General features: G+C 44.7%; 22 protein-coding genes. 18 read left to right on the top strand and 4 right to left on the bottom strand.

All coding sequences use genetic code 11. The features are described from left to right. Nucleotides 1-49: 49 nt before the first annotated feature. Nucleotides 50-7,072: a calcium-binding protein gene (locus tag XMD530_RS01865; RefSeq protein WP_173506627.1), complete on the bottom strand. Its 7,023-nt coding sequence runs from the start codon at nucleotides 7,070-7,072 to the stop codon at nucleotides 50-52. A gap of 180 nt (nucleotides 7,073-7,252) precedes the next feature. Here XMD530_RS01865 and XMD530_RS01860 point away from each other — a divergent pair, with 180 nt between their 5' ends. From XMD530_RS01860 to XMD530_RS01785, 15 genes are all read left to right on the top strand, one after another. Further along, nucleotides 7,253-8,203 (top strand): hypothetical protein, encoded by a 951-nt coding sequence (locus XMD530_RS01860; RefSeq protein ID WP_173506626.1) that lies wholly within the window; start codon nucleotides 7,253-7,255, stop codon nucleotides 8,201-8,203. Nucleotides 8,204-8,255: 52 nt separating this feature from the next. Beyond that, nucleotides 8,256-9,425, top strand: a complete 1,170-nt coding sequence (locus XMD530_RS01855) for a TolC family protein (protein ID WP_173506625.1) — start codon at nucleotides 8,256-8,258, stop codon at nucleotides 9,423-9,425. After that, the gene (locus XMD530_RS01850; RefSeq protein WP_173506624.1) at nucleotides 9,425-11,116 is read left to right on the top strand and encodes a peptidase domain-containing ABC transporter; all 1,692 of its coding nucleotides are present in this window, start codon (nucleotides 9,425-9,427) and stop codon (nucleotides 11,114-11,116) included. Before XMD530_RS01855 ends, XMD530_RS01850 begins: the two co-directional genes overlap by 1 nt. Further along, nucleotides 11,091-12,338 carry an HlyD family efflux transporter periplasmic adaptor subunit gene (locus XMD530_RS01845; RefSeq protein WP_173506623.1) on the top strand — a complete coding sequence of 416 codons (1,248 nt, stop codon included), beginning with the start codon at nucleotides 11,091-11,093 and terminating at the stop codon, nucleotides 12,336-12,338. The genes XMD530_RS01850 and XMD530_RS01845 overlap by 26 nt, the downstream gene beginning before the upstream one ends. 11 nt (nucleotides 12,339-12,349) lie before the next feature. Then, on the top strand, nucleotides 12,350-12,538 hold the full coding sequence (locus tag XMD530_RS01840; protein ID WP_173506622.1) for a hypothetical protein: 189 nt from the start codon (nucleotides 12,350-12,352) through the stop codon (nucleotides 12,536-12,538). A 66-nt stretch (nucleotides 12,539-12,604) separates the two neighbouring features. Beyond that, nucleotides 12,605-13,225 (top strand): acetyltransferase, encoded by a 621-nt coding sequence (locus XMD530_RS01835; protein ID WP_173506621.1) that lies wholly within the window; start codon nucleotides 12,605-12,607, stop codon nucleotides 13,223-13,225. A 34-nt stretch (nucleotides 13,226-13,259) separates the two neighbouring features. Continuing rightward, entirely contained in the window at nucleotides 13,260-14,468 is a 1,209-nt protein-coding gene (locus XMD530_RS01830) for a DegT/DnrJ/EryC1/StrS aminotransferase family protein (RefSeq protein WP_173506620.1), read from the top strand. A gap of 133 nt (nucleotides 14,469-14,601) precedes the next feature. Continuing rightward, complete coding sequence (locus XMD530_RS01825) at nucleotides 14,602-16,566, top strand: nucleoside-diphosphate sugar epimerase/dehydratase (protein ID WP_217364139.1); 1,965 nt, start codon at nucleotides 14,602-14,604, stop codon at nucleotides 16,564-16,566. A 65-nt stretch (nucleotides 16,567-16,631) separates the two neighbouring features. Beyond that, nucleotides 16,632-16,868 (top strand): Wzz/FepE/Etk N-terminal domain-containing protein, encoded by a 237-nt coding sequence (locus XMD530_RS01820; RefSeq protein ID WP_173506619.1) that lies wholly within the window; start codon nucleotides 16,632-16,634, stop codon nucleotides 16,866-16,868. Beyond that, nucleotides 16,835-16,993, top strand: a complete 159-nt coding sequence (locus XMD530_RS11480) for a DUF2442 domain-containing protein (RefSeq protein ID WP_173506722.1) — start codon at nucleotides 16,835-16,837, stop codon at nucleotides 16,991-16,993. Before XMD530_RS01820 ends, XMD530_RS11480 begins: the two co-directional genes overlap by 34 nt. A 146-nt stretch (nucleotides 16,994-17,139) precedes the next feature. Further along, the gene (locus XMD530_RS01810) at nucleotides 17,140-18,420 is read left to right on the top strand and encodes an O-antigen ligase (protein WP_173506618.1); all 1,281 of its coding nucleotides are present in this window, start codon (nucleotides 17,140-17,142) and stop codon (nucleotides 18,418-18,420) included. Nucleotides 18,421-18,593: 173 nt separating this feature from the next. Further along, a complete protein-coding gene (locus XMD530_RS01805; RefSeq protein ID WP_173498274.1) occupies nucleotides 18,594-18,839 on the top strand; it encodes a type II toxin-antitoxin system CcdA family antitoxin in 246 nt (81 codons plus the stop codon). Then, on the top strand, nucleotides 18,839-19,135 hold the full coding sequence (locus XMD530_RS01800; RefSeq protein WP_173506617.1) for a CcdB family protein: 297 nt from the start codon (nucleotides 18,839-18,841) through the stop codon (nucleotides 19,133-19,135). The genes XMD530_RS01805 and XMD530_RS01800 overlap by 1 nt, the downstream gene beginning before the upstream one ends. 327 nt (nucleotides 19,136-19,462) lie before the next feature. Beyond that, nucleotides 19,463-19,717, top strand: coding sequence for a type II toxin-antitoxin system Phd/YefM family antitoxin (locus XMD530_RS01790; protein ID WP_173498272.1), 255 nt, complete (start codon nucleotides 19,463-19,465; stop codon nucleotides 19,715-19,717). Continuing rightward, nucleotides 19,710-19,973, top strand: a complete 264-nt coding sequence (locus XMD530_RS01785) for a Txe/YoeB family addiction module toxin (protein ID WP_173505748.1) — start codon at nucleotides 19,710-19,712, stop codon at nucleotides 19,971-19,973. The genes XMD530_RS01790 and XMD530_RS01785 overlap by 8 nt, the downstream gene beginning before the upstream one ends. Before the next feature lie 269 nt (nucleotides 19,974-20,242). On the opposite strand, the gene XMD530_RS01780 is transcribed toward XMD530_RS01785, so the two are convergent. Both XMD530_RS01780 and XMD530_RS01775 read right to left on the bottom strand, forming a co-directional pair. Further along, the gene (locus XMD530_RS01780; protein ID WP_173498270.1) at nucleotides 20,243-20,569 is read right to left on the bottom strand and encodes a type II toxin-antitoxin system PemK/MazF family toxin; all 327 of its coding nucleotides are present in this window, start codon (nucleotides 20,567-20,569) and stop codon (nucleotides 20,243-20,245) included. Next, the gene (locus tag XMD530_RS01775) at nucleotides 20,569-20,823 is read right to left on the bottom strand and encodes an AbrB/MazE/SpoVT family DNA-binding domain-containing protein (protein ID WP_173498269.1); all 255 of its coding nucleotides are present in this window, start codon (nucleotides 20,821-20,823) and stop codon (nucleotides 20,569-20,571) included. Before XMD530_RS01775 ends, XMD530_RS01780 begins: the two co-directional genes overlap by 1 nt. Nucleotides 20,824-21,034: 211 nt before the next feature. Here XMD530_RS01775 and XMD530_RS01770 point away from each other — a divergent pair, with 211 nt between their 5' ends. Further along, nucleotides 21,035-21,292 (top strand): AbrB/MazE/SpoVT family DNA-binding domain-containing protein, encoded by a 258-nt coding sequence (locus XMD530_RS01770; RefSeq protein ID WP_173506616.1) that lies wholly within the window; start codon nucleotides 21,035-21,037, stop codon nucleotides 21,290-21,292. Further along, a complete protein-coding gene (locus XMD530_RS01765; RefSeq protein ID WP_173506615.1) occupies nucleotides 21,292-21,657 on the top strand; it encodes a type II toxin-antitoxin system PemK/MazF family toxin in 366 nt (121 codons plus the stop codon). The genes XMD530_RS01770 and XMD530_RS01765 overlap by 1 nt, the downstream gene beginning before the upstream one ends. A 64-nt stretch (nucleotides 21,658-21,721) precedes the next feature. Here XMD530_RS01765 and XMD530_RS01760 read toward each other — a convergent pair whose 3' ends face one another. Beyond that, nucleotides 21,722-22,261, bottom strand: a complete 540-nt coding sequence (locus XMD530_RS01760; protein WP_173494775.1) for a cytochrome b — start codon at nucleotides 22,259-22,261, stop codon at nucleotides 21,722-21,724. A gap of 137 nt (nucleotides 22,262-22,398) precedes the next feature. On the opposite strand from XMD530_RS01760, the gene moaA reads away from it, so the two are divergent. Beyond that, the gene (gene moaA / locus XMD530_RS01755; protein WP_173506614.1) at nucleotides 22,399-23,400 is read left to right on the top strand and encodes a GTP 3',8-cyclase MoaA; all 1,002 of its coding nucleotides are present in this window, start codon (nucleotides 22,399-22,401) and stop codon (nucleotides 23,398-23,400) included. Nucleotides 23,401-23,454 lie beyond the last annotated feature (54 nt).

Below are 23,454 nucleotides of genomic sequence, written 5' to 3'. Positions count from 1 at the left end.
CAATCTTGTCGGGTAGGACGATGTGGGTCGCCCTACCCGATATCATTAATCAGCTCCATTCGTCGTCTTCAAACAGCTTATTCAACAGATCCTCGTCGGCAATCGTATTAATCAACGTGATATCGACATCGTTGAAAACACCATCCCCGCTAACATCTATAGCATCAGTTGCAGCTATGTCGACTGCTGATGAAGTCTCGATCTGATCGACGCCCGCTCCTCCAATCATAATGTTTTCGCTGATAAGTCCCGTGAGGTCACCATCATAAGCTTTCAATACATCGTTACCCGATCCGCCTAGGATGACGTTGGTGCCTGTACCACCGACTAAGTAATCATTTCCACTTCCACCAAGAATAAGATCATCGCCCTCACCAGCATCGATAATATCATCGCCGTCAGTGCCAAATATTATATTATGGCCTGACAAGTCGATCTCGATACCGGATGTGAATATCGAGCCTGAGTCTTGCGTATAAAAATCATTTGAATTGATATCTTTTCGGTCAAGGTTAATAACACTTACCGATTCGTCGCTGAAAAGAAACTCTGAGACATAGGCGCGGTCACCCTGCCAAAGTACACTTTCGGTTGTGATATCTTCATATTCGATGTCGTACACTAATTCGTAGTTGTACTTATATACTTGGCCCCACTTATAAGCGTAATTGAAGTTGGGGTCATAATGTCTGTAGCCATCGTAGACTCCGCCCTTTATCTCTGCGTAAAGGAATGTTCTGGATAGCTCTATCTGCTCAGTAACGCTAGCATTGACTTCGATCATATCGCCGTCTACCTTGAACGCGATATTCCTCTCAGCATATGAAATTTCAGCCCCGTTAACATTCGATAGATCAACAACCTCCGGCCCCCGCAGATTAATCGTCGTATCGGCGAAAATCAGTTTCTCAACGTTATTGATCTCGACAACGATGTCGTCCTTTGTGTTATCTCGCTGCCAGTCGTAGTCATCCACATTAAACTCTTGAGGATCTTCAGCCATGGTTGGTGTGGTGTCCCCGTTGCGATCGTACACCATGACGTAGCGACCGTTGTCTACCTCGAACAGCTCAACATCTGAACGGTTGAAGTCGATCAGTATTTGGTCGTTGCTGCCAGACTCGTTTACACCCGCGGTGTCCCACTCGCCATCTTGGTTGACGTTGTGATAGAAGTGGTCACCGAATATTCGTGTATTCTGGCTTTCGTTGTAGATTACGAAAGTATCGTCGCCTGCACCACCCATAACAAAGTTATAGCCAGCACCGGCCTCGATGCGGTCGTCGCCATCGTTACCGATCAGGAAGTCATCAAGCGAGTCTTGGCCATTTTTGCTGACTCCGTCGGTTCCGTAAAGGATATCATCACCCTTGGCGCCGATGGTGAGTGTGTGGTTGTCGGATATTGAGTAACCAATCGAGTCAAGAATTTCATCGTATTCGTATGCGGCGATAATTTGGCCCATATCAAGAATTTGATTCTGCGATATGTCGCTGATGATCCCGCTAAGCTGGCCATTCTCATCGGTAGGCATTCCCAACTCGGTTAGTGCTGATTTCAGAACGAACAAGCTCTGCCGATCGGTAAATTCGTCTCCTGTATTAGCTGTCGTGGTGCTAAATGGCGTCATGGAGAGGTTGTAAGTACTCGTTATAGAGCCTGGAGGTGTATAGCCAGGCTCAACAAATACTTCCACTAGATCAACTGTGTCGACAAGGCCGATCTCCATGTGCGCGCTACCATCCGATGCGCGGCTTATGAATGCGTAGGAGAGTGAACCGTCCTCGTTGGCAACACCGTGTTCGGACTCGCGGTCTTTATTCGCTACTAGGAAGTAACCGTCTGTAGACGACTGGTCTGCAATACCGGACGCTGAGAGGGTGTACTGCGAGAGCATGCCGTTATCAACAGCAAAGGCGAGAAGTTCTTCGCCAAGCAGTGCATTCTCGTTGAGTCGGCCCTCTTCATCATATTTGGCAATCAACTCTGATTCGTACTGCTTCAGCGCCATCACAACATTTGGATCTGTGATTAGATCGTAGTTTGGCAGAAGGATGCTCTCGACCGAATCAGCGCCTTCGTAAAAGCCCTCGATAGCAAAGCCAGAAGTTGCTCCATCGAAATCAGCCGAATTGACAAGGTTTTTGCCTAGACCGGTCGATAAATTTAGGAACTCAAGTTTACTTGCGTAATCGGCGTACAGATTATAGGTCGCTGCGTCAGATGCCAGCGTGATATCACCCTTTGCAACGTCTTTCAGGTTCTGTAGGAACCCGTCTGGATCTGCCTGGAATGCAGCCTTAAGAGTGTCTTGATCGCTCGAGCCGATGTCATCGAACCCGGGATAGGTCTCAATGTCATACAGGTCAAAGTAGGACTCATCATCCCAGGTGAAACCATTGGTATCCCAGTCTACAGCCGCGGAATCAATGCCATAGTAGCTAACAGGGGTCGTTCTGAAATTAAAGTCTTCGGTACCAGGTGACAGGATGAACTGTTGGCCAAGTGCGCTATCAACGGTGTTTTTAAGCGTGAGTACGCCGTCCTCTAGCGTCACCTCGTTACGATAACCATCAAAGGTGAACGCTTTTCCGAACGAATCTAGGAAAATGCGATCGTTATCACCCGACGCATCTTGGATGACATCAACGGTCGATTTCACCAACGTCGCTGTTGGGAAGGACCCATTGAAACCATCTGAAAAGTCGAGGAAAGTGCTTTGGCCTGTAGATACGATGTAGGTATCAGAGCCCGAACCACCTACTAATGTATCGCTGCCTTTGCCGCCTTGGAGAAGGTCGTTACCCTCGCCACCGTAAATAAGATCAGAGCCGTAATCACCGCTGAGGTAGTCATGGCCGGTACCACCATATAGATGATCTCCTTTAGCAGATCCATAAATTAGATCTTCACCGGTATCACCGAATAAGATCAGACCGTCGTTATCGTACTCGCGATCAAGCTCCCAACCGTCGAGAACGTTGGTGCCGTCTAGATCGGCAATGGTTAGTTTTGCATCAGTGTTGGCGAAATGATCGCCGATGATGAAATCCTCATACGGGCGATCGCCGTAGTCATGCTCAGTCGAAAACGCTTTCGACCAGATTCTGAATCCATCTACCGTATTGTAGTTTTCCCAGTAAGATTCGCCTGTGCCTGAGTCGATCGTCTCTTTCAGCGCCTTCTCGATGGTGATGGTCGATCCACCATCAAGTACCGTTACTGTGTCGAAGTAACGCTGGCCATCTTCTTCTCTGAGTACAAACTGGACATCGATAATTTCGCGCCCATCTAGGTCGATGCGATCGAAGTTTTGGGTCGCATCCAGAGTGTTATCGTTGACCGAGCTGAGAACGATCTGGCCACTAAACTCCCGATCGATGACAACGCGGTCAGCTCCCGATCCCAAGCTTACTGTCAGCACTTCATCGGTGTTCGATCCGTTCGTACCAGTCACATAGAGGACATCGTTGCCGGCGCCCAGCGTCACCAGACGGGCATCACCATCGGCTTTGATTTCGTCTGCACCGGAGCCACCGAGCAGAATTGCACCACCGCCGGTAATGGTTTGCTGTGCGAATTCAGCAGTGCGAGTCTCAATAAGGGTGCCATTTTCATCGCGAAGCTCGATCGCATTGATTCCAACTAGGAGGTCTGAGTCTGACGAGCCACCTGCGCTATTCAGGCGCGTTACCTGAACTACGTTGGTATCGAGTTTCTCGATATTAAAGTACTGCTCGAAGGCACTCTGACCGGCGTCGGTTATTGCTGTTGCATTAGCGAGTTCGCTGGCAGCGATAGTAAAGACGGCCACATCGTAACCGGCGCCGCCGTATGCCGCGTCATCATCATTCAGCGCTGAGGTCGCTGAACCGCCAACGATCTCTGACTCGCCCGACATGTAGAGTGTATCGGAGCCGTCACGGCCAAAGAGGGCATCGCGGCCTTCGTCACCGTACAGGGTGTCGTCGCCTTGGTCACCTGAGAGACGGTCGTCTCCCTCGCCACCGCGTAACAGGTCATCACCCTCGCGGCCTCGCAGGTAGTTGCGCTCTTCGTCACCGAAGATTTGGTCTTCGTAGTCCGTGCCCTCAAATGAGAAGAGGTTGAAGACTAAGTCGGTGTCTCCGAAGGGGTCCGTAATTTCGTAGGCTACAGCCGTAATAGGTGCCATGGCGGTGTTCCAAGAACTCCATGAGTTCCAGGTGTAGGCGTCAAAGTACTGTTGGGCAGCAAAGAAGGTGCCATCGCCTGCACCAGCGGCCCACTCTGCTGCGCCCGTAATGCCGGAATTAGCTAGCGCATCAGTGAAAGTTGTATTCGTTCCATCCCATGAGAGTGTGAACTTCGAGTTGGCCAGATCAATAGAGATACCGGTAGGTTCAGGTATTGGCTGTTTGCCTTCTTCGCTTAATTGTTCGTTAATCCACTCGGACTGCCAGCGCCAAAAATCATCCGCCGCACTGTAATTCACACGGTTCATCGCGATTTCATCGTTGCTGTAGCCGGTATTTACGTCCACACCACCGATGATAAGGTCTCGTCCGGCACCCGGATCTACGCTAGACCATGCGATCTCATAGCGCGGGTCAACCACGCCAAGATTTTCGACGAACAGCACATCGTCAAATCCGGTTGCGCCGAGGTAGTTGATGTTGCGAACCGCATCGGTGTAGCCGTAGTTGTCGATGATGCTATTGGTATCCAGCATGTAGCCCGGAGTTGTACTACCTTGGAATACGGTATTGAAGTCGCCGATGAAGCCGGTCTGAGTCCCGCCATCATCAACTGAAATGTACATATCGGTAAGGTTTGCGATGATACCCGAGGAGGGGAGATCGTCTTGTGCGCTTGACCACATGTAGCTGGTTTCACCGCCACCAATGCCGCCGTCGATGATGTCGTATCCACCTTCACCGCGGATGGAGTTGTAGTCTTCGCCACCAATTAAAATGTCATCCTCGTAGCGCGAACCGCGGATGTTTTTGAAGTACTCTCCAAACTCACCAGCAATGAATGTATCAAGGTCGCCAAAGGTATCCAGGGCTGTATGCGAATCTAGGAAACTTGCTGTTACATCCCCATTCTCATCTATACCATAAATATATTGAGTAGACGGGCCGAAGTTGACAATAACGCCTTGTGGATTAGGGTTATCCCAATGCTCCTGGTCATAACGAACGTTCGTCCAGCCAGTTGAGCCAACAAAGGTATCATTGCCGGCCATACCTGTTGCATCAGTATCATGAGCAGCATAGATGATGTCATCACCGGCGGTCATTCGGAACTGATCGATATTTTCTACAGAATCGGTGTTGCCGAATTCATCTGTGACTTCACCAGTTATGGCATTAACGATTACAGCGGTGTTGCTGTAGGCATCAAAGACAAGTTGGTCATACCAGTCTTGGGAGCCAATAATTGTGTCATTGTCAGATGAGCTTAAGATTTCTACGCCATTTTGGCTTGCAGACACATCAACTAAATCATCACCTGCACCTGGGTCTACGCGGCCCCATGTAAGGTCTGGATTTTCACCATTCGGCCCGGTAGCTGCATATTCATCGTAGATAATCGTGTCACTGGAATCAGTACCTGTTAGACGCCAGTCATCCCAGCGAGTCCAATAGAAAACAGGACTATCTAAAAAGCCACTATTCAGTACTGTCAGGGTTTGTGCTGAGTTGTTCACGTCAAATACAAGTCTATCAACTGTATTGCCGTTGGAATCTCGTAAGTTGAATGCTATTTCCGATGCGTTAAAGACGGTATCGCTCACTGAGCTAGTGTTATCTGTTTGGGAAGATGTGTCCCAATGATAATAGTTTAAGTCGCCAGTAGTTTTTAAAGCGGTGTTAATTGCTGTGGTGCCATAGCTGTTCGACTGCGACATGATTGTGTCGACAAGATTAGAGCCGACGTAACTACCATAATCTTGTGCGTCTTGGATCTCTGTATTGTTATGTAACGCAGAAATGATGCTATTTATGTCGTATTGATTGGCTGTAGAAAACTCGATCGAACCAAGGAGAGTGTTATCAAGGTATATTGCGAAGCCAGAGTTGTCCGGCTTCATGCTTATGCTTAGCCTGTCAATTGAAGCGTTGCTAGATAGTTCTATATCGTACTGCAGTCTACCGCCTTCGCCCGTGCCAAAGTCGATGTAATCACTTCCTAAACCACCAACAATGTCATCCCATTCTTGTCCCCCGAATAGGTAGTCGTTTCCATCGTTACCTTGTAGGCGAGAGCCGTAGTTTGACGAGCCAGACGCAGAGGTAGCGTAGCTAGCTATCATAAGGTCTGAATATTGCGTGCCGGAAAAATCTTCTATATTACTGAAAAGGGTGTTGCCCACTTCACTGAACGCCATACCCATGTCGGCATCAACGATTATTCCAGAGCCATCGGTCATTGACTTAAAATTGAGTTTTTCCCAAGTGCTAGAATTACTTCCTAGCACCATGTCATTGCCGCCTTCAGGATTGAAACCTACAAATTCAGAGTCTGGTGCGCCAAAGAAAACATCGTCACTCGCAGTGCCCCAAAATTGGTTTATATTTGTAAAAAAGTCGACTGAGCCGGATGTGTCTCTTGCAAAGCCATCCACACTGTCGAGATCGCTCATCGTGAAGTAGCTAAGGGAACCCATCGAACCCATATCAAGAAGATTGTTAAAGTACGCGTAGCTTGGAAAAAGATCACCATCCCAAACTTCGGAGTAAAAAGAGTATAGGTCTCCTGCTGGCGATGTCAGATTGGTGGGCCCCTCGGTGACGATGTTACCGGCCCAGTCAATCGTTTCGCCTCCGGAGAATATGACTACGCCATTATTTGAATAGTTTTCATATTCATTTCTGTAGAGAATTTCGTTTGACCACTCAGACTCTCCAGTGCCACCTACAAAAATATCTGTACCTGAACCGCCAACGAACGAATCGTAACCACCATAGCCATATAGAACGGCTAAGTCATAATTGTCATAGTAATTATCAGATAGATAGTCTCCGTAAGCAGTGCCATTTGCAGCAACGCGTGCGGAATTAATTAGGTTTTGAATGTAAGTAGCCATGTTGGAATTCTCTTTTACTGTTACTTAATACGTAACAAATCCTTCTTGGATCAATTTCTACATTATGGCACTAATTTCCATTCTATCAAGTCCATTAGTGTGATCTTGTTTTGGTGTCCTTCTTCAATTGTTTCGGTTACTCATGTAACCTTAATCAGACTTCAATTTATTAGGCAAACAATGATTTACACTTCCCTCGGAGATGATTTGGTCTTTCCTGACTTTTCTAGTGTGACTAGTAAAAGTGATGCCTTACTGTTTCTGCAGCTTTTGGGTGATAAATCTCAGTTAGATCATCAACTGGCAGGCAATCCAAATTACGATTGGCTGGATAGTGAAGGAGGGCTGTCGCTATTAAATGGATTTGGCAATTATGCTGTTCTTGATGGCCCAACTAGCAATGTAATAGCGACTAGTCGTTCTCTTCTATTTCAGAATGCAGATGTTTTGAATATAAAGGTTGATGAGACGACTGTTGATTTGATCTTTGACCCAACGGTTGCTCAGTCTATAGAAATTGATCTAGCCTCAGGGGCAGTGGCGAATTTGCATGCGGCCACGCAGGTCGTATTCGATGTCGAAAACTTATCCGATGATGTGACTACAATATTTCGTGTGGGCGAGGCGCAAATTCAAATTACCGGAGATGGGTTAGCCTCTCTCACTGACTTGGCGGCTGATACATTAATTGACACTATTTTCGCGCCTGCCGAACAAGTAGTTGAGAATGCTGCAGATACTTTATTAGCTGACGCATCTGATGTGGCGGCTGATTCCGAAGTAACTTCACAAGCGAGTGATGCTGATTTAGGTGCATCATCGATGTCTATGTTGAGTGATCCTATCTATCCGCAGAGTGAAGATCTTTTAATTGATTATGAAAGCATTTTGACACAAGCGAAGGTGTCAGCTGATTTGGGGAGCTATTTATCATCGAGTTTAGATGATGGATCGAATATCCTTTCCCTTCCTTTTGAAAATTATGCCGTTACAGAGACTGCACAAATATTTGATGCACAATCTAATGATGTTGAGTTGTTAAGCACTGATTTGGTGGATAATCTAACGACTTTCTCTGACACTACAGATCTCATTTTTGACGATGGGCTTGATATCTATTTTGGGATCTAAGATGTGTTCTAGCCTTTTCAAAGTTCTTACTCGTGCCATAGCTCTAGTGAGCATGAATGCTAATGCGTGTTTATTGGTTGATGCGGTGTTTCTTGATCAGCTCAGGTCAAATGAGTTTGCTAGTTTAGCTAAGCCTAAGTCCTATGAAATCTCCGTAGAAGATTTGCAGCGCCAATATGCCATTAATCAATCTCAAATGGATGAGCTGCCTATCAATATCTCAAGTTATACTGAGACTTCAAGAAGCTTGGACGACAAAGGTAAGCCAGCAAATAACGTTGGTGCCGCTATTAACTTAGATTTATCTCTTTGGACGCTGGCCACCAAACAAAAACTGCTGTCGCGACAACAGGAGCGCTTGGACCTTTCACTTAAAGCGATCGAGGTTTCTAATAAACAGCAAGTTTACAGTGATCTATTAACTTTTGGTGCATCTCAGCAACTAATACATATATTCAATCAACGTGCGCAATGGCTTGAGATGCAGCGTAACTTTCTAGAGATTGAAGAGAAAAATGGAGTAAATCGCCTTCAAGAAATTATTGAGTCTGAAATTAAATCTAATGAACTAATCAATAAACGTCTGGGTGCTGAAGCAAGCATTGAGAGATCTTTATTGAGCTTGGAGTTAGGTGAGGATCAGGTTCCCGAGTTGGATTTAGATCTTACTGAATCATCTAATATAGACCATCGCGCCTGTGAGCAAAGAGAGTTACAGCTACAGGTCGCCGATATTGATGTCGACATAGCTAATTTACAATCGAAATTGAGTCAGCAGAAGGATGGCATAACGCTTACCTCAAGCCTCTCTGTGCTCTCTGATACTGAAACTAAACCGCAAAGTATGGCAGGCCTAAAATTGTCTGTACCTATTTACTCTGGCGGTTCGAATAGTTCCCGCGATTTGGAGCTTGAGCGCGGTATTATCAAGGCTCAAGATGCAAGAGATCAGATATCTCTAGATTTAGCAAAGGCTCGGCGTGAGCGAGAAACCCTAAACAAATTAACTTCGCGCAGTATTGAGTTAATCGAGAGGCGGATCTCTGAGGGGGAAAGGCTTCTGGCTGAGTTAGATGAGCGTCGCAAATTGGGGCAGTCTACGTTCAATGAAATTATCACACGACAAATCGAATTAAGTGTTCAATATGAGGCTCTAATAAGGCTGCGTAAGGATTATTATCAGTCTATTATCGATTATTCAGCTCTGATGGGGCATTTGTAATGGGTATGCTCGAACACTCGCAGTGGTTAACGCGGGAAATTAATAAAAAACGCAGTCATATTGTTGCTGCGATTGTCGCTACAGCCTTTAGTAACTTTTTCGCTATTTTTACCTCACTCTTCGTGATGGTTGTTTACAATAAAATTATTCCAAATAGTGCACTCTCTACACTGGTCACAGTTATGACGGGTGTCCTCGTGTTGATCGCTTCCGACACGCTTCTCAAGTTTTTGAAAGGTCGCATTATTAATAGTGCATCAGCTGAAGTAGAGAAGACTTTGCAAGAAGCTCTTTATGAAAAGGTGATTAGCTGGGATTTGCAGAAGGTGCCAAAATTATCGGGTTCATCTGCCACCTTAGTTAAGGACCTAGAAAACATTATTGAGCTGTTCACAAGCACTACAATCAACGTTTTGGTTGGTTTGCCATTTATCATTATTTATCTGTTAGTCATTTTTTTAATTGGTTATCAGATAGCCTACGTTTCCCTTGCCCTCATTCTGATAGTTTTGGGTGTAAATCTTGTTTTTTACTTCTTGGTGCAGGGGCAGGCTTCCTCATCCAAGAATAGTTTTATTGAAAAGTCGTCCCAATTCATAGAGACCCTGTCTAATCTAGAAACGATTAAATCTATTGGTGATTACTCCTTCTTTGGTAATAAGTGGGGGAGGGTGGTATCTCAAAACAATGAGGCAGGATTTAAGTTAAAAGATAGCTTGGCTGATGTATCTACCCTAAATGGTGCGATTACTTCGTTGGGTCAAATTCTGATTGTCTCTGTTGGGGCATATTTAGTCATTAATGAAGAGATCACCACCGGAGCACTGATCGCCAGTATTCTTCTTAATGGTCGTGCTCAGCAGCCCGTTATGCAGCTCTCTGGTTTGATACAGAAAATCGCTACTGCGGCAGTCTCCAAACGTAAGCTTGATCATGTGTTTAACTCTGTTTCGAGTGAAGAGGTTCGAAGAGAGAACCTTAAGCTCAAACGGGTTGAGGGCGATATCTTAATCAAGGATCTCAACTACTCTATTGAAGATACTAATGTGTCGATTTTGGACGTGCCTGGTTTGCGTATTCGAGAGAATGAGAAGATTGGTATTGTCGGTAGCGTTGGCTCTGGTAAATCAACATTGCTAAAGTTGATTGCTGGGGTTTACACGCCCACAAGTGGTGCGATTTCAATCGGTAATTATAATATCTCAGCCATTAACCAAACCGTGCTCCGAGACTACGTGGGTTATCTTGGTCAAACGCCAGGTATTTTCTCTGGCACCATCAGAGAGAACATCTGTTTAACCAAGAAAGATGCTACTGATGAGGAGATTGATCAGGCTCTCAAGCTTTCAGGCTTTGATCGTATCCTTGCTCAATTTCCCAATGGTTTGGCATTCAAGCTCTCTGAAAATGGGCGTGAACTCTCCGGTGGACAAAAGCAGATTCTTGCCCTGGCAAGAAGCTTTCTTACCAATCCTAAGTATGTACTACTCGATGAGCCGACCAGTGCTATGGATCCAAGGCATGAAATGCTCTTTATCAAAAACATTCATGCAATGCTAAAAGAGCGAACTTTCATAGTGGTAACCCACCGTAAACCCATTCTTAATTTGGTCGATCGAATTATTGTTATAGAGAATGGTCGAGTGGTTCTAGATGGAGGGCGAGATGAAGTTCTTAAAAAGTTTGCTTAGCCCTCTAGGTGTTTTTTGGGTGTTGGTTGGATTGCTTGTCACCCTTACGTGGTGGGCATTTGTTTTTGAAATTGATAAGTCGATAACTCTTCCAGGGAACGTCCGTCCACTTAAAGCGTCCAGTGGCATTCAAACAATTAACGGCGGACGAATAAAGTCATTTGATCTTGTGACCGGTCAGATGATTAAAGCGGGAGATGTAATCGCTACATTTGATTTCTCTGAGCAGAACCAAAAAGCACAAGAGTTGCTTAAACAAAAAGCCTCCCTCTCTATCGCGAAAGATCGTCTTGTTGCGGGTCTTGATAAAGCTACTCATTTTGTCTTTAAAGATGGATACGATGCTTACCATTTTGATATTCAAAGAAAGATTTTTGATGCCCAGTTAGAAGCAAATATGCGTGAGAAATCTTCAGTTTCTATTCAAATTGAGAATCTCAAAGAACAACAGAAAGTCCTTGAAGAACAATTGAGGGCGAATAAAGCGGCGGCGGATTTGGCAGCCAAAAAAGTGCGATTGGTTAAAGAGTTGTTCGAAAGAGGGTTTGAGGGTGAGATCGCTTACTTAACTGCATTACAGGAACTAGATGCAACCAGAGTATCTGGCCAAGAGCTTAATAGTAAGACTTTGCAAATAGAACGAGAGCAAGAGTTGTTAAATCAGAAGATAGTTCAGATTGATACTCAATTCTCAAATCAGCTTGCGAATGAGTTATTTCAAGTCAGCATGCAGGTCGAGCAGATATCAAGTGAACTAAATGTGCTTAATGCGCAGGTAACGAAACAAAATCTTGTGTCTCCAGCATCCGGACGGGTAACTAAAATCAATGTCGACAGTTTAGGGCAGGTTGTAGAGCCTGGTTTTGTGCTTGCTGAATATGTCCCATTGGATACTGAGATGGCATTTGAAATGAGAATTAATCCTCAAAATATCAACGATATACAGCCTGCTCAAAGCGGAAAAATTGTCCTCAGTAATATGGATGTAAGAGGCGGAGATAAATTAGAAGGTGTTGTCTTTGAAATCGATGGTGACGTTACCGTGACCAAGGATGGTATGCGTTATTACTCTGCGATTGCTAAAATTGTAGACCAAAAGAATTCCCATCTAATCCCCGGAGTGGATGGAACTATAGCAATTAATGTAGGTGTAAGGACTATTGCAAACTACTTCCTAGAACCTATAATCGAGACTATGTCTAACGCAATGCGTGAAAAATAAAGGGAAATCAAATGGCTAAGTTTGAACTTGACGGCAAAGAATATAACACTGATGATTTTGATGATCGTCAGAAGCGCATAGTAGCTCTATACCAAAAAAGTCTCCGTGATGAGAATGTGGCATTGATGGAACTTGAACTTAAACGTGCTGCACGAATTGAAGTTGCTCGTAAATTGATTGAAGAGATCGCAGAAAAGTAAATCTTTGCAATTTAATGATACTCACTCTTCCCCGAAATACATAAATTAATTGGTGCTTCTACCTTTATGAAAAAACTGGCAATTCTGGGTGCGGGTGGCCATGGTAGAGTAATAGCAGATGTCGCTGAGCTTCTGGGGTGGGATAGTATCGTTTTTTTTGATGATGATCCGAGAGTCAGTGTTATCGATGATTGGATATGCTCTGGCTCCTTTCAAGAGCTTATAAAGTCAATCTCCAGCTTTGACGGTGTTGCTGTCGGTGTTGGTTCTAATTCTACTCGAGCTAGTTTATTTGCAAAACTTGCCGATGTTTCCGCCCCTCTAGTTTCCCTAGTTCACCCTAAGGCAAGTGTGAGTTCCCGGGCAAAAATAGGCAGAGGGACAGTAGTCTTGGCCGGAGCTGTAGTTAACACCGGTGCTACGCTTGGGGAAGGATGTATTGTAAATACGTCGAGTTCAATTGATCATGACTGCCGAGTCGGTTCATTTGTGCATATATCACCGGGTGCAGCATTAGCAGGGGATGTTGTGCTTGGTTCTCAAGTATGGATTGGTCTCGGAGCCTCTGTCGTACAGGGTATAAGCGTCGATTCCGGTACTTGTGTCGGGGCGGGAGCTGTAGTTATTTCCAATCTTCCAGCTCATGTAACTGCCGTCGGGGTTCCAGCCCGTATTCTTCAGGGTTAAAATACCGTTTCAAAGTCCATAATCGGTAGCTCAAATGCTCAATACTCCTTTTTCATCTTGGCCTAGTTTCACTCAGGAAGAGGCTGATGCAGTTAGTCGCGTTGTTCTCTCTAACAAAGTTAACTACTGGACTGGGGTTGAGTGTCGTGAATTTGAAAAGGAGTTCGCGGCATTTTCTGAAACCAAACATGCCATTTCTTTGGCAAATGGAACCGTCGCGCTTGATCTGGCATTTCAAGGGTTAGGTATTGGGCCGGGTGATGAGGTAATTGTCACTAGCCGAACATTCGTTGCATCTGTGTCTAGTATTGTTAATTCAGGTGCTAAACCCATCTTTGCTGATGTGGATCCTGATTCTCAGAATATCACAGCTGAAACTATCGGGGCTGTATTAACGCCGCAAACGAAAGCTATTTTGTGTGTTCATCTTGCCGGATGGCCGTGTGAGATGGACGATATTCATGAACTGGCTGTACAACATGAACTTTTTGTCATCGAAGACTGTGCTCAGGCGCATGGTGCACGCTATAAGGGGCGTTCCGTTGGCTCGATCGGGCATGTTGCCGCCTGGTCATTTTGTCAGGATAAGATTATGTCTACCGGTGGTGAGGGTGGTATGGTCACTACCAATGATACTGAGCTCTGGTCGCGGATGTGGTCAATTAAGGATCATGGCAAGAGTTGGGACGCGATATACAATCGAGTACATCCTCCAGGTTTTCGATGGTTACATGAGAGATTTGGCACTAATTGGCGAATGACAGAGATGCAGGCCGCTGTTGGGCGTATTCAACTCAAGCGAATGACTGCTTGGCATAAGACTCGGGTTGAGTATGCCAATCAGATTTGGAAAACGGCTGCAGCGCTTCCGGGCCTGAGAGTTCCGTCGTTCCATTGTGAGCGTTGTGAAGGGGCGTGTGACCAAGGAAAGAGATGCGAGCACGCTGCCTACAAATGTTATGTATTCGTTGACGGTACTGAACAAGATCGTGACTCGATTATGGCTAAAATCAATGAATCTGGTGTGCCATGTTTTTCAGGCTCTTGTTCTGAGGTGTATCTAGAGAAGGCATTTGACCGAACGGGTTGGCGACCTGCTGAGCGCCTTCCAGTAGCGAAGCGTCTTGGCGAATCAAGCTTGATGTTTTTGTGCCATCCAACATTGACTCAAGCTGAGATCAATAAAACATGCTCGGTTTTATCGCAAGTAGTTTCTGACTATAACGCGGCTAAAGAAATGTGATCCGTTAGATGAGGTGCAGTTAAGAATTGTAGAAAACTATTAAACTAAAAGGCGTTGTTTCTCTAGTTTGTAAGCTAACAAACTAAAATTGTAATTGCTTTTGGTTTTTCATCTATAATTGGACACTAGTATTTTGACTGGTCGTTTTATGCACCTTAAAAGCTCGGGTTTACATCAAAAAATTCTAAATATACCTCGTTCTGTTAAACGGGTTATTCTGGTTGTTGCTGATGCATTTGCGTTGGTTTTTGCCCTTTGGTCTGCCTTTGCTTTAAGACTATCCGATTGGTGGCCTGCGTCTTATTTAGAAGATGCCTGGGCGCTGTTCTTAATGCTACCTGTGCTTGGTGTGCTGATATTCATCAAGTTTGGTATGTATCGTGCGGTAATGCGATACATGAACGTTAAGCTGCTTCAGTCTGTGGCCTTTGGAGTTTTTCTTCTTGTTTTAGTTCTCTATTTATCGGCAGTTATTTTCGATATTTGGCGAGTACCACGCTCAGTGCCCATTATTTTTGGTTTGTCAGCTTGGCTTTATTTGGGCGGTAGTCGTCTTATTCTTCGTAGTTACTATCACTGGTTGTCGGGTAAGGTCTCTAGTCGGCATGTTGCACTTATTTATGGTGCGGGTAGTGCTGGTGCTCAGCTTGTGCTCTCATTGCAAGCCGGAGGAGATGTTAAACCCATCGCTTTCATTGATGATGATCGTAACTTACAGAAAAGCATTGTCTGTGGCTTGCGAGTTTATTCCCCAAGCGAACTAGAAAAGTTGGTTGGGCGACATAGTGTCGATAGCATTATGCTCGCGATGCTCAACGTGACAGCAGCACAGCGTCGTTTGATTCTTAAGCGTCTGTCTAATCTATCTGTGAACATTCTTACCATGCCAACCATGGGTGAATTGATTTCTGGTAAAGCCGTCGACGATCTGCGTAAAGTTGAGATCGAAGATCTTTTAGGTCGCGATCAAATTCCGCCCGATCAGGCCCTAATCGCTAGAAGTATTGAGGGTAAGTCTGTTTGTATTACTGGGGCTGGTGGTTCTATAGGATCTGAACTAGCACGCCAAGCGGTGACCTACGGCGCGGCTAAAGTGGTTCTATATGAACAGTCAGAATATGCGCTCTATACTGTTGAAGCTGAACTTTCATTACTGATTCGTAATGTGAATCCTGAGTGTCAGTTACTTCCAATTCTTGGCACAGTTCTGGATGAAAATCGTGTTACTAAAGTGCTGCAGCATTACAGCGTTCAAACGGTTTATCATGCTGCAGCCTACAAACATGTCCCCTTGGTTGAACATAATGTTCTTCAGGGCGTGCAGAATAATTCTTTGGGTACGGCTGTTGTTGCATCGGTTGCTAAAAAGTTAAACATTGAGCGTTTTATTCTTATATCTACTGATAAAGCGGTAAGGCCGACAAATATTATGGGCGCAACGAAACGTCTTGCAGAAATTGTGGTACAACTTTTAGCGGCCGAAAATCATAGTAATACCATTTTCTCGATGGTTCGTTTTGGCAACGTGCTGGGCTCTTCTGGCTCGGTGGTTCCTCTGTTTAAGAAGCAAATTGAACGGGGCGGCCCTATTACCGTGACCCACCCAGAGATAAATCGCTTCTTCATGACCATACCCGAAGCGGCATCCCTGGTCATTCAAGCGGGAAGTATGGCAAAAGGCGGTGATGTCTTTGTGCTTGATATGGGCCAGCCGGTGAAGATTGCCGATTTAGCCAAACAGATGATTCGCCTGAGCGGACGCACAGTTAAAGATACCTCAAACCCAACCGGTGATATTGAGGTGGTATTCTCTGGATTGCGTCCAGGTGAGAAGCTTTATGAAGAGCTGCTGATTGGAAATAACGCGGCAGGTACCGAGCATCCTAAAATTCTAACCGCCGATGAAGAGTTTGCTTCGCGCGAGGAGCTAGATCGAGTGCTAAGTGGTATTCGCAAAGCGATTGAAACCAACAACAGTCAAACTGCTCGCCAGCTATTGATTGATATAGTGAAGGACTTTGCTCCTTCCAGCTCAAACGTGGACCTACTTCAAAATAGCCAATCGAAGCAGACAAATAATGTCATGAAACTCGGTTAGAGTTGTTACATTACGCACCATATCTAAACCCTTAAATTTAAGAACCTCCTATAAGGAACGTCAGGATGTCAGAAGGGTTAAAGCCTACTTACCAAGATGATGAGATTGATCTCTTTGAGTTGATTGAAACTCTATGGAAAGAGAAGGTTTTGATTGCCTTCTTGATTGCGGTTTTTGCTTTAGATGGAGCAGGCTATTCGTTTAAAGTCTGCGAAATACATAAAAAAATCATCGTCTTTGGGTTTCTTTTGACGACGGCACAGAAGGCCTGGTTGATCTATCTGGTGCCTTACAAGGCATGATGTTTGAACCACTTCGTGATGAAAATTACTTTTCACGCGTTTCAGTGGATCCTGAACTAGAGACAGTCGTCTGGCCGAATGGTGCTGACTTCGCTCCTGAGTTTCTGAAGGAGCGCCTTTTTTAGGCAGTATATAAAATGACTAAGCACCTAAAATTAGGTGCTTTTTTGCGTCCGATAATCGCTGCTTATCTACCACTTTAAAGTGACTGTATTGATTCTTTTTTATCTGTAAAATTGTCGCTATAAATTTATATGTGAGTAGTTCCTTTATGCGCTTTCTGATTCGAAACGATTTAACAATCCTGCTCGGGCTTTATTTTTTCTCGCTACCACTTGGAAAGACTCTTTGGTACCCGCTTTTTGTGATGGCTATGGTGGGCGCATATCTCCTTGTGAAAGAGATTCGTGATGGTGGTTTTTCATTAGGTACTAAGTGGTTGTTGTTCGGAGGTTTTTTTATTTGGGTTCCAGCCATCTTTTCGATGATTAATACTGTTGATTTCGGAAGAACGCTTCAGTTTATTGGGACCTATCCACTTTCCTTTTTAGCGGGTTACTTTATTTACAATCGCTTGTCAGATGGCGTGAATGTTATGTCGTCTGTATATGTTATTTCTGTAATTGTGGCTTTCTGGGGTGTGTTAGCCATTTGGCAGTACGTTGACCCGAGCAATCCATTTGGCCCAGGCGGTAGCCATAACCAAGGCATTCATACGCGTGATAACCCTTTTGTTGATGGCGGATTGATGATGGGTGTGATTCTAGGTTCGCTATTCTCTTTCCTTGTTTTCGCTTTGTGGGCTAGAGGCTTAAATTTACTAGCCATCTTTTTTGGCTTGTTCATTATTTGTTTGGTGTATATCAGTGGAACCCGCTCTGCTTGGTTGTCGGTTTTAGTTACACTGTGTGCTGTTCCTGTCGTTGCCTTATTGCGAGGTTTCAAACCGTCACTTAAAACCTATGTTGTTTCATTGTGTCTGTTTTCAGCTGTCGCGATTGCTGGTGTTTTTGCGTACCAGCAGCCAGGCCTTCAAATCAAGCTAAATCAAACATTAACGGTGTTTAGTAATCCAACACGTGAAGGATTGGATAATACACTGTCTGGCCGTGTTGATATCTGGGATGATGCTATTCAATTAGGTTTGAGTAGTCCAATAGTAGGGACGGGTGTTAATAATTTTCGCTATGCACAGCCATTATTGCCTGATCCTGCAGGTACACGCTGGATAACTGAATGGAACAAAGATGGGCATGAATTAAAAGGTCCCTCGCATACTCACCAAATATTGCTAGAGGCGTGGTCGGGGGCTGGTGTTCTTGGTTTGGTAGGACTGCTTGCTTTCTTTGTTTGGTTGGCACGAACGACTATTCAAGTTGGTAAAACAGGTTCTTTACTAGCTGTTGGTGCTTTAGTAGCTTTGTGGGCTGGATTCTTTCCGTTTAATACTCATAACAACTTCTATGGAGGTTGGATGAGTGCTTGGTTCTGGGTTTGGATGGGTATTAGTGCGGGTTTGATTTTTAGGAAGGGTGAAGCTAGAGCTGTATAAGATTAAGGTCGGGGTTTGTCCTTCGGGCAATTCCCTCCTACAAAAAATTACAAGCGGCTGTTCATGGCCGCTTTTTTGTGTTTCATAACGACGGCTTATTAAGGCCTAAACTGCTATTTGCATAGCAATCTATATGCGCATAAAATTTACACATCAATATGTGAGGTTTTCATATGCGCACGGCGAGTTCACGATCCACCACTAGGCGTCCTACTAATTTATCAATTGATGCAGAGCTATTAACTATAGCCAAAGAGGTTGGAGTTAATATTTCTAGATCGGCAGAAGTAGGTATTCAGCAGGCCGTTAAGCAAAAGCAAAGAGATCTTTGGCTTCAAGAGAATAAGGAGGCTCTAATGTCTTCTAATGCATTCGTTGAAGAGAATGGATTGCCTCTTGAAAAGTTTAGGTCATTTTAATGGCTAGGTACGATGTTTACCGTTTAAAAGATGGCGGGCTTGTTGTGGATTTGCAAGCTGATCTATTGGATAGCCTCAGTACTCGTGTTGTAGCTCCGCTTCTAGATGTTGGTGGCGCGTTTAAGCCAGCAGTTAGTCTCAATCCGGTATTTGCGGTTGATGGAGAACAGCGAATTTTAGCAATCCAATTTTTGGCAGCCATTCCGAATCGAGAGTTGCAAGATTATGTCTGTTCTCTTTCGAGTGATGAGCAAATAATACTTAAATCAATTGATATGTTGTTTTCGGGCTTTTAATTCCATGCTCTCCTCCGTCATGCGTTTGGCTGTGAGAATATAAAATTGTTTTTGTTCGTTTCGTAGGAACACACAAACAGTATGATCTTATTGATGTGGAGGTTATCTGATGGACGAATTGTGATTGAACCCTAAAGGAAGGGTAAAAGCTTAAAGTTGCCTTCAATCAGCAAACAGGCTTGCTTATTTGCTGTCCGGTAAGCGCTATTTACTGAAGTGCTCCTGAGCAAACCCGGTGGCTTCGAAAAGACATCATGTTCAGCTTGCTGTACATGTAGATCAATAGCCTATATATTTTTGCTATTGGATGTATATGAAGAGGTTCTTATGAGAATTGTATCTTTTACTGAAGCAAGAAATGGCTTAAAAACCGTTTTGGATAACGTAGTCAACGATGCTGATGCAATCGTTATTACACGCCGAGATTCTGAAGACGCAGTCGTTATGTCTTTGGAGTATTACAATAGCCTTATGGAAACCGTCCATTTACTTCGCTCACCAAGTAATGCAGCGCACCTAAACCGTTCAATTACACAGTACCGTGCTGGTAAAACGGCAGCACGAGATGTGATTGATGAGTAGTTGCTTGCTGGCATGGACTGATGAGGCTTGGGGTGACTATCTGCATTGGCAAACTCAAGACAAAAAAACACTCAAGCGTATTAATAAACTCATTGCTGATGTAAAGCGTTCTCCCTTTGAAGGGATCGGCAAACCAGAACCCTTAAAGGAAAATTTATCGGGCTTTTGGTCCCGTCGAATTGATGATACGAATAGGCTTGTTTACGTAATTGATGACGATGCAATAACAATCATCTCGTGTCGTTACCATTACTGAGCTAATTTCTAGAAAAGCTATAGGCTATGTAAAAGCCCGGCTCAAAAATGTTGTAGCAAGCCGTTTCTATATTAAACGGCTGTTTATGGCCTCTTTTTGCAGCTGATAGTTTTGTTGTCTTTAGTATATGGTTTCGAGCAGTTCGGAGAAGCGCAGGCTGATTGCTACTTTTGGGGATTCTTTGAGTGCTTTGAAAAGATAGCTGAAGTTGTATTTTATCTGAGGTTAATTGGACTCGTTCCAATCACCGCATAAATTGTTCACAATTTTTAGCTAATGATTGTGAAAGCAATTTTTGTGACTTTTGCGGTTACAGAGGTTGAGGCTTTTTCTATAAACTTGATATCGCGACTTTTGCCATCGAGTGAGCGTAACTGATGTACAAGAATGACTCCTTTGGTCGATGTATCTTCCAATTCAACTTCTAAGGCATTGCCCCGTACAGTACTGGTAATGGGTGCGACAATTACGAATCCAGTATGCTTATTGAAGGCGTTTCGGGAAATCACTAAGGCAGGCCTTCTTTTGATGATTTCTTTTCCTGAGCTGGGATCAAAGCTAAGTAGTACAATGTCTCCTTTCTCTGGAACGTACATCAGAGTTCCTTACCAATGGGTTTCATGTCCAGCCACTCTCTGTCTTCGTCTAGCGGAGCAAAGGACTCCTTTGGACTATTGGCAAGTAATCCTTCTAAGGTCAACTTTTCTTCAATCGGTGTGAGCACAATGTTTTGCTCGACAATTGAAAGCTCAAGTTTTGATCCAACGTGGAGGCCTAGTGTTTTTACAATAGCTTTTGGAATGCTAATTATATTAGCCCCACCTGACTGGCGAACTGCTACGGAAGCCATGATGCTCTTCTCCTTTTTAGTTATACTATGATATAACTCTTTGTCGTGTTTTACAATTGTAAAACTTAAGGGTTTCGCTTTTAGTGGATGTCTACGAAAGAACTTTATGCATGCTAATTCATTTTTAACCAATTATTGGATGTATATACAAAGTTGACACTGGGTGTTTGTGTGTTAGTGTATATACATTGAATAAACTATAGGGCTTGTTATGGAATCTCAAATCAATAAATGGGGTAATAGTGCAGCTATAAGAATCCCATCCACTTTTATGTCCGACTTAGGGCTTTCGATAAACTCAGCCATCAACATTGAGCTGTCTGAAGGGCGAATTGTAATTGAGCCTAAAAGGAAGGGTAAAAACTTAAAGTTGCCTTTTACTGAAGAGTCCTTGCTTGAAGGGTTAGATTCATACTCTGCTCATGCGGATGAGCTGGCTTCGCCAATGAGTTCGGAATTGGGCGAGTAATGTCTAATTCTTACGTTCCTTCTCGTGGTGACATAATTTGGTTAGATTTTGAGCCTGTTAAGGGTAAAGAGATCGGTAAGTATCGTCCCGCTCTAGTCCTATCATCCAAAGCATACCATCAACAAACAGGCTTGCTTATTTGTTGTCCTGTAAGTACAAGTATTCGTGGTGCTTCTACCGAAGTGCCAGTCAACAATTTAGACAAGCCATCTGTAGTTGCTTCGAGCTTAGTCCAAACTCTCTCCTGGAAGCAGCGCAAAGCTAAGTTTATTATTCAGTCAGAGATTCAGGTTGTTGAGCAGGTTTTGCTGCGACTTCTTCCTTTAATGGGTGCTGATAAAGTGTTGGAGCAATACCTGGATTAGTTTTGCTCCAGCCTTTATTTACTTACCAAGATCTTTGGAGTTTATGCAGCCCTTTGGCGTTAGGCTAAACCCTTCTCCCAAAAATGCGGGCCATGGTGCCGTCTTTTGCAAACAGCATATGTTTGAAGCTGGCAGCGACGTGCAGGAAGAAGGCGAGCATCAGTAGTTTGCTGCCGAGGCCATGGCCGATGTGGCCGAGCTTTTCTAACCATTCGATCTCTGTGTTGCTGCGTGCGATCACTTCCATTCCAAAGATAATTACGGCGTGACCTTCGCCAACCTGCATCAGTACACCAGAGATAGGCATGAACAGTGTCGCTGCAATCAGGAAGCTCATGACGATGATGGAGATCTTCTTCTGCCTCGGTGGGACATCACTCAGTGACTCTGGGAATCCGTTTTTCACACGAACCATTAAGCGCCATACGGCAAAGCCAAATACAACGGCGCCGGCCGTCATGTGGAGTTTCAGTAGGTCGAACTTCTCTGGGCTGCGCTCCATCTCTTCTAGTGTCAGGCCAATGATCATTGAGCCGATCATCAGTAGGGCGACTATCCAGTGCAGCGCAACGCTGGTGTGGCTCAGTTTTGCTTTGGTATCCATGGGAGGTCCTTTTTAAGGGAGTTAAATTAGAATGATCTAATAATAGGCTGTTAACTGATCAAAAGCATTGATCTAGAGCGTAAAGTTTCGCAAAGAATTGCTAAAAAACTGTTACACGAGTCGTTATACTTGAGCCCATGAATACACCTTTGAAACTGATCGATAAGTTTGGTCGCCACATCGACTATGTGCGCATCTCGGTGACGGATCGTTGTGACTTCCGTTGCGTCTACTGCATGGCCGAGGAGATGACCTTTCTTCCGCGCGAGCAGGTGCTGACTCTGGAGGAGATCTATGAGGTGGGCGCGGCGTTTGTGCGTCTGGGTGTCAATAAGCTGCGTTTGACTGGCGGTGAGCCGTTGGTACGTCGTGATATTTTGACGCTGATCCGAAAGTTGGGTGAGTTGGACATTGAGTTGGTCTTAACGACCAATGGCTCGCAACTGCCGACTATGGCGAATGATCTGGTGGAAGCCGGTGTAAAGCGTATCAACGTCTCTTTGGATACGCTCAAAGCGGATCGTTTTAAAGAGCTGACGCGCAAAGATAAGTTTGATCAGGTCATTGCCGGTATCGATGCCGCCTGTGCTGCGGGCTTTAAACGCGTTAAGTTAAATGCGGTGATTTTAAAGGGCCGTAACGATGATGAGGTGGTCGATCTGGTCAACTTCGCGCGTGATCGTGACATGGACATCAGCTTCATTGAAGAGATGCCGCTGGGTGCCATTACTGAGCATGATCGCGAAGAGGCCTACTGCTCTAGCGATGATGTGCGTCAGTTAATTGAGCAGGTCTACCCACTGGAGAAGACGCACGAGCAGACAGCGGGTCCTTCTACCTACTACCGCATGGCGGATTCTAATACGCGCATCGGTTTTATCTCGCCGCACTCGCACAATTTCTGTTCCGAGTGTAATCGTGTGCGTGTGACGGTTGAGGGACGTTTGTTGCTCTGTTTAGGTAACGAGCACTCTATGGATCTGCGTGATCTGTTGCGCTCTGAGGCAGACCCTGAAGTACGTGCCGCTAAACTAGAGCAGGCGATCATCGACTCTATGGATCTTAAGCCTGAAAAACATCACTTTGATCTAGCGAACGAGCCGCAAATACTCCGTTTTATGAATGCCACCGGCGGTTGATGCGCATCAGTGCGTCTGCCGGTAAAGTTCGTAATAATATCCCTTAAATTAACC

The organism is Marinobacterium sp. xm-d-530 (assembly GCF_013283365.1).
GTDB lineage: Bacteria > Pseudomonadota > Gammaproteobacteria > Pseudomonadales > Balneatricaceae > Marinobacterium_E.
This window is presented reverse-complemented; position numbering and strand designations above follow the sequence as displayed.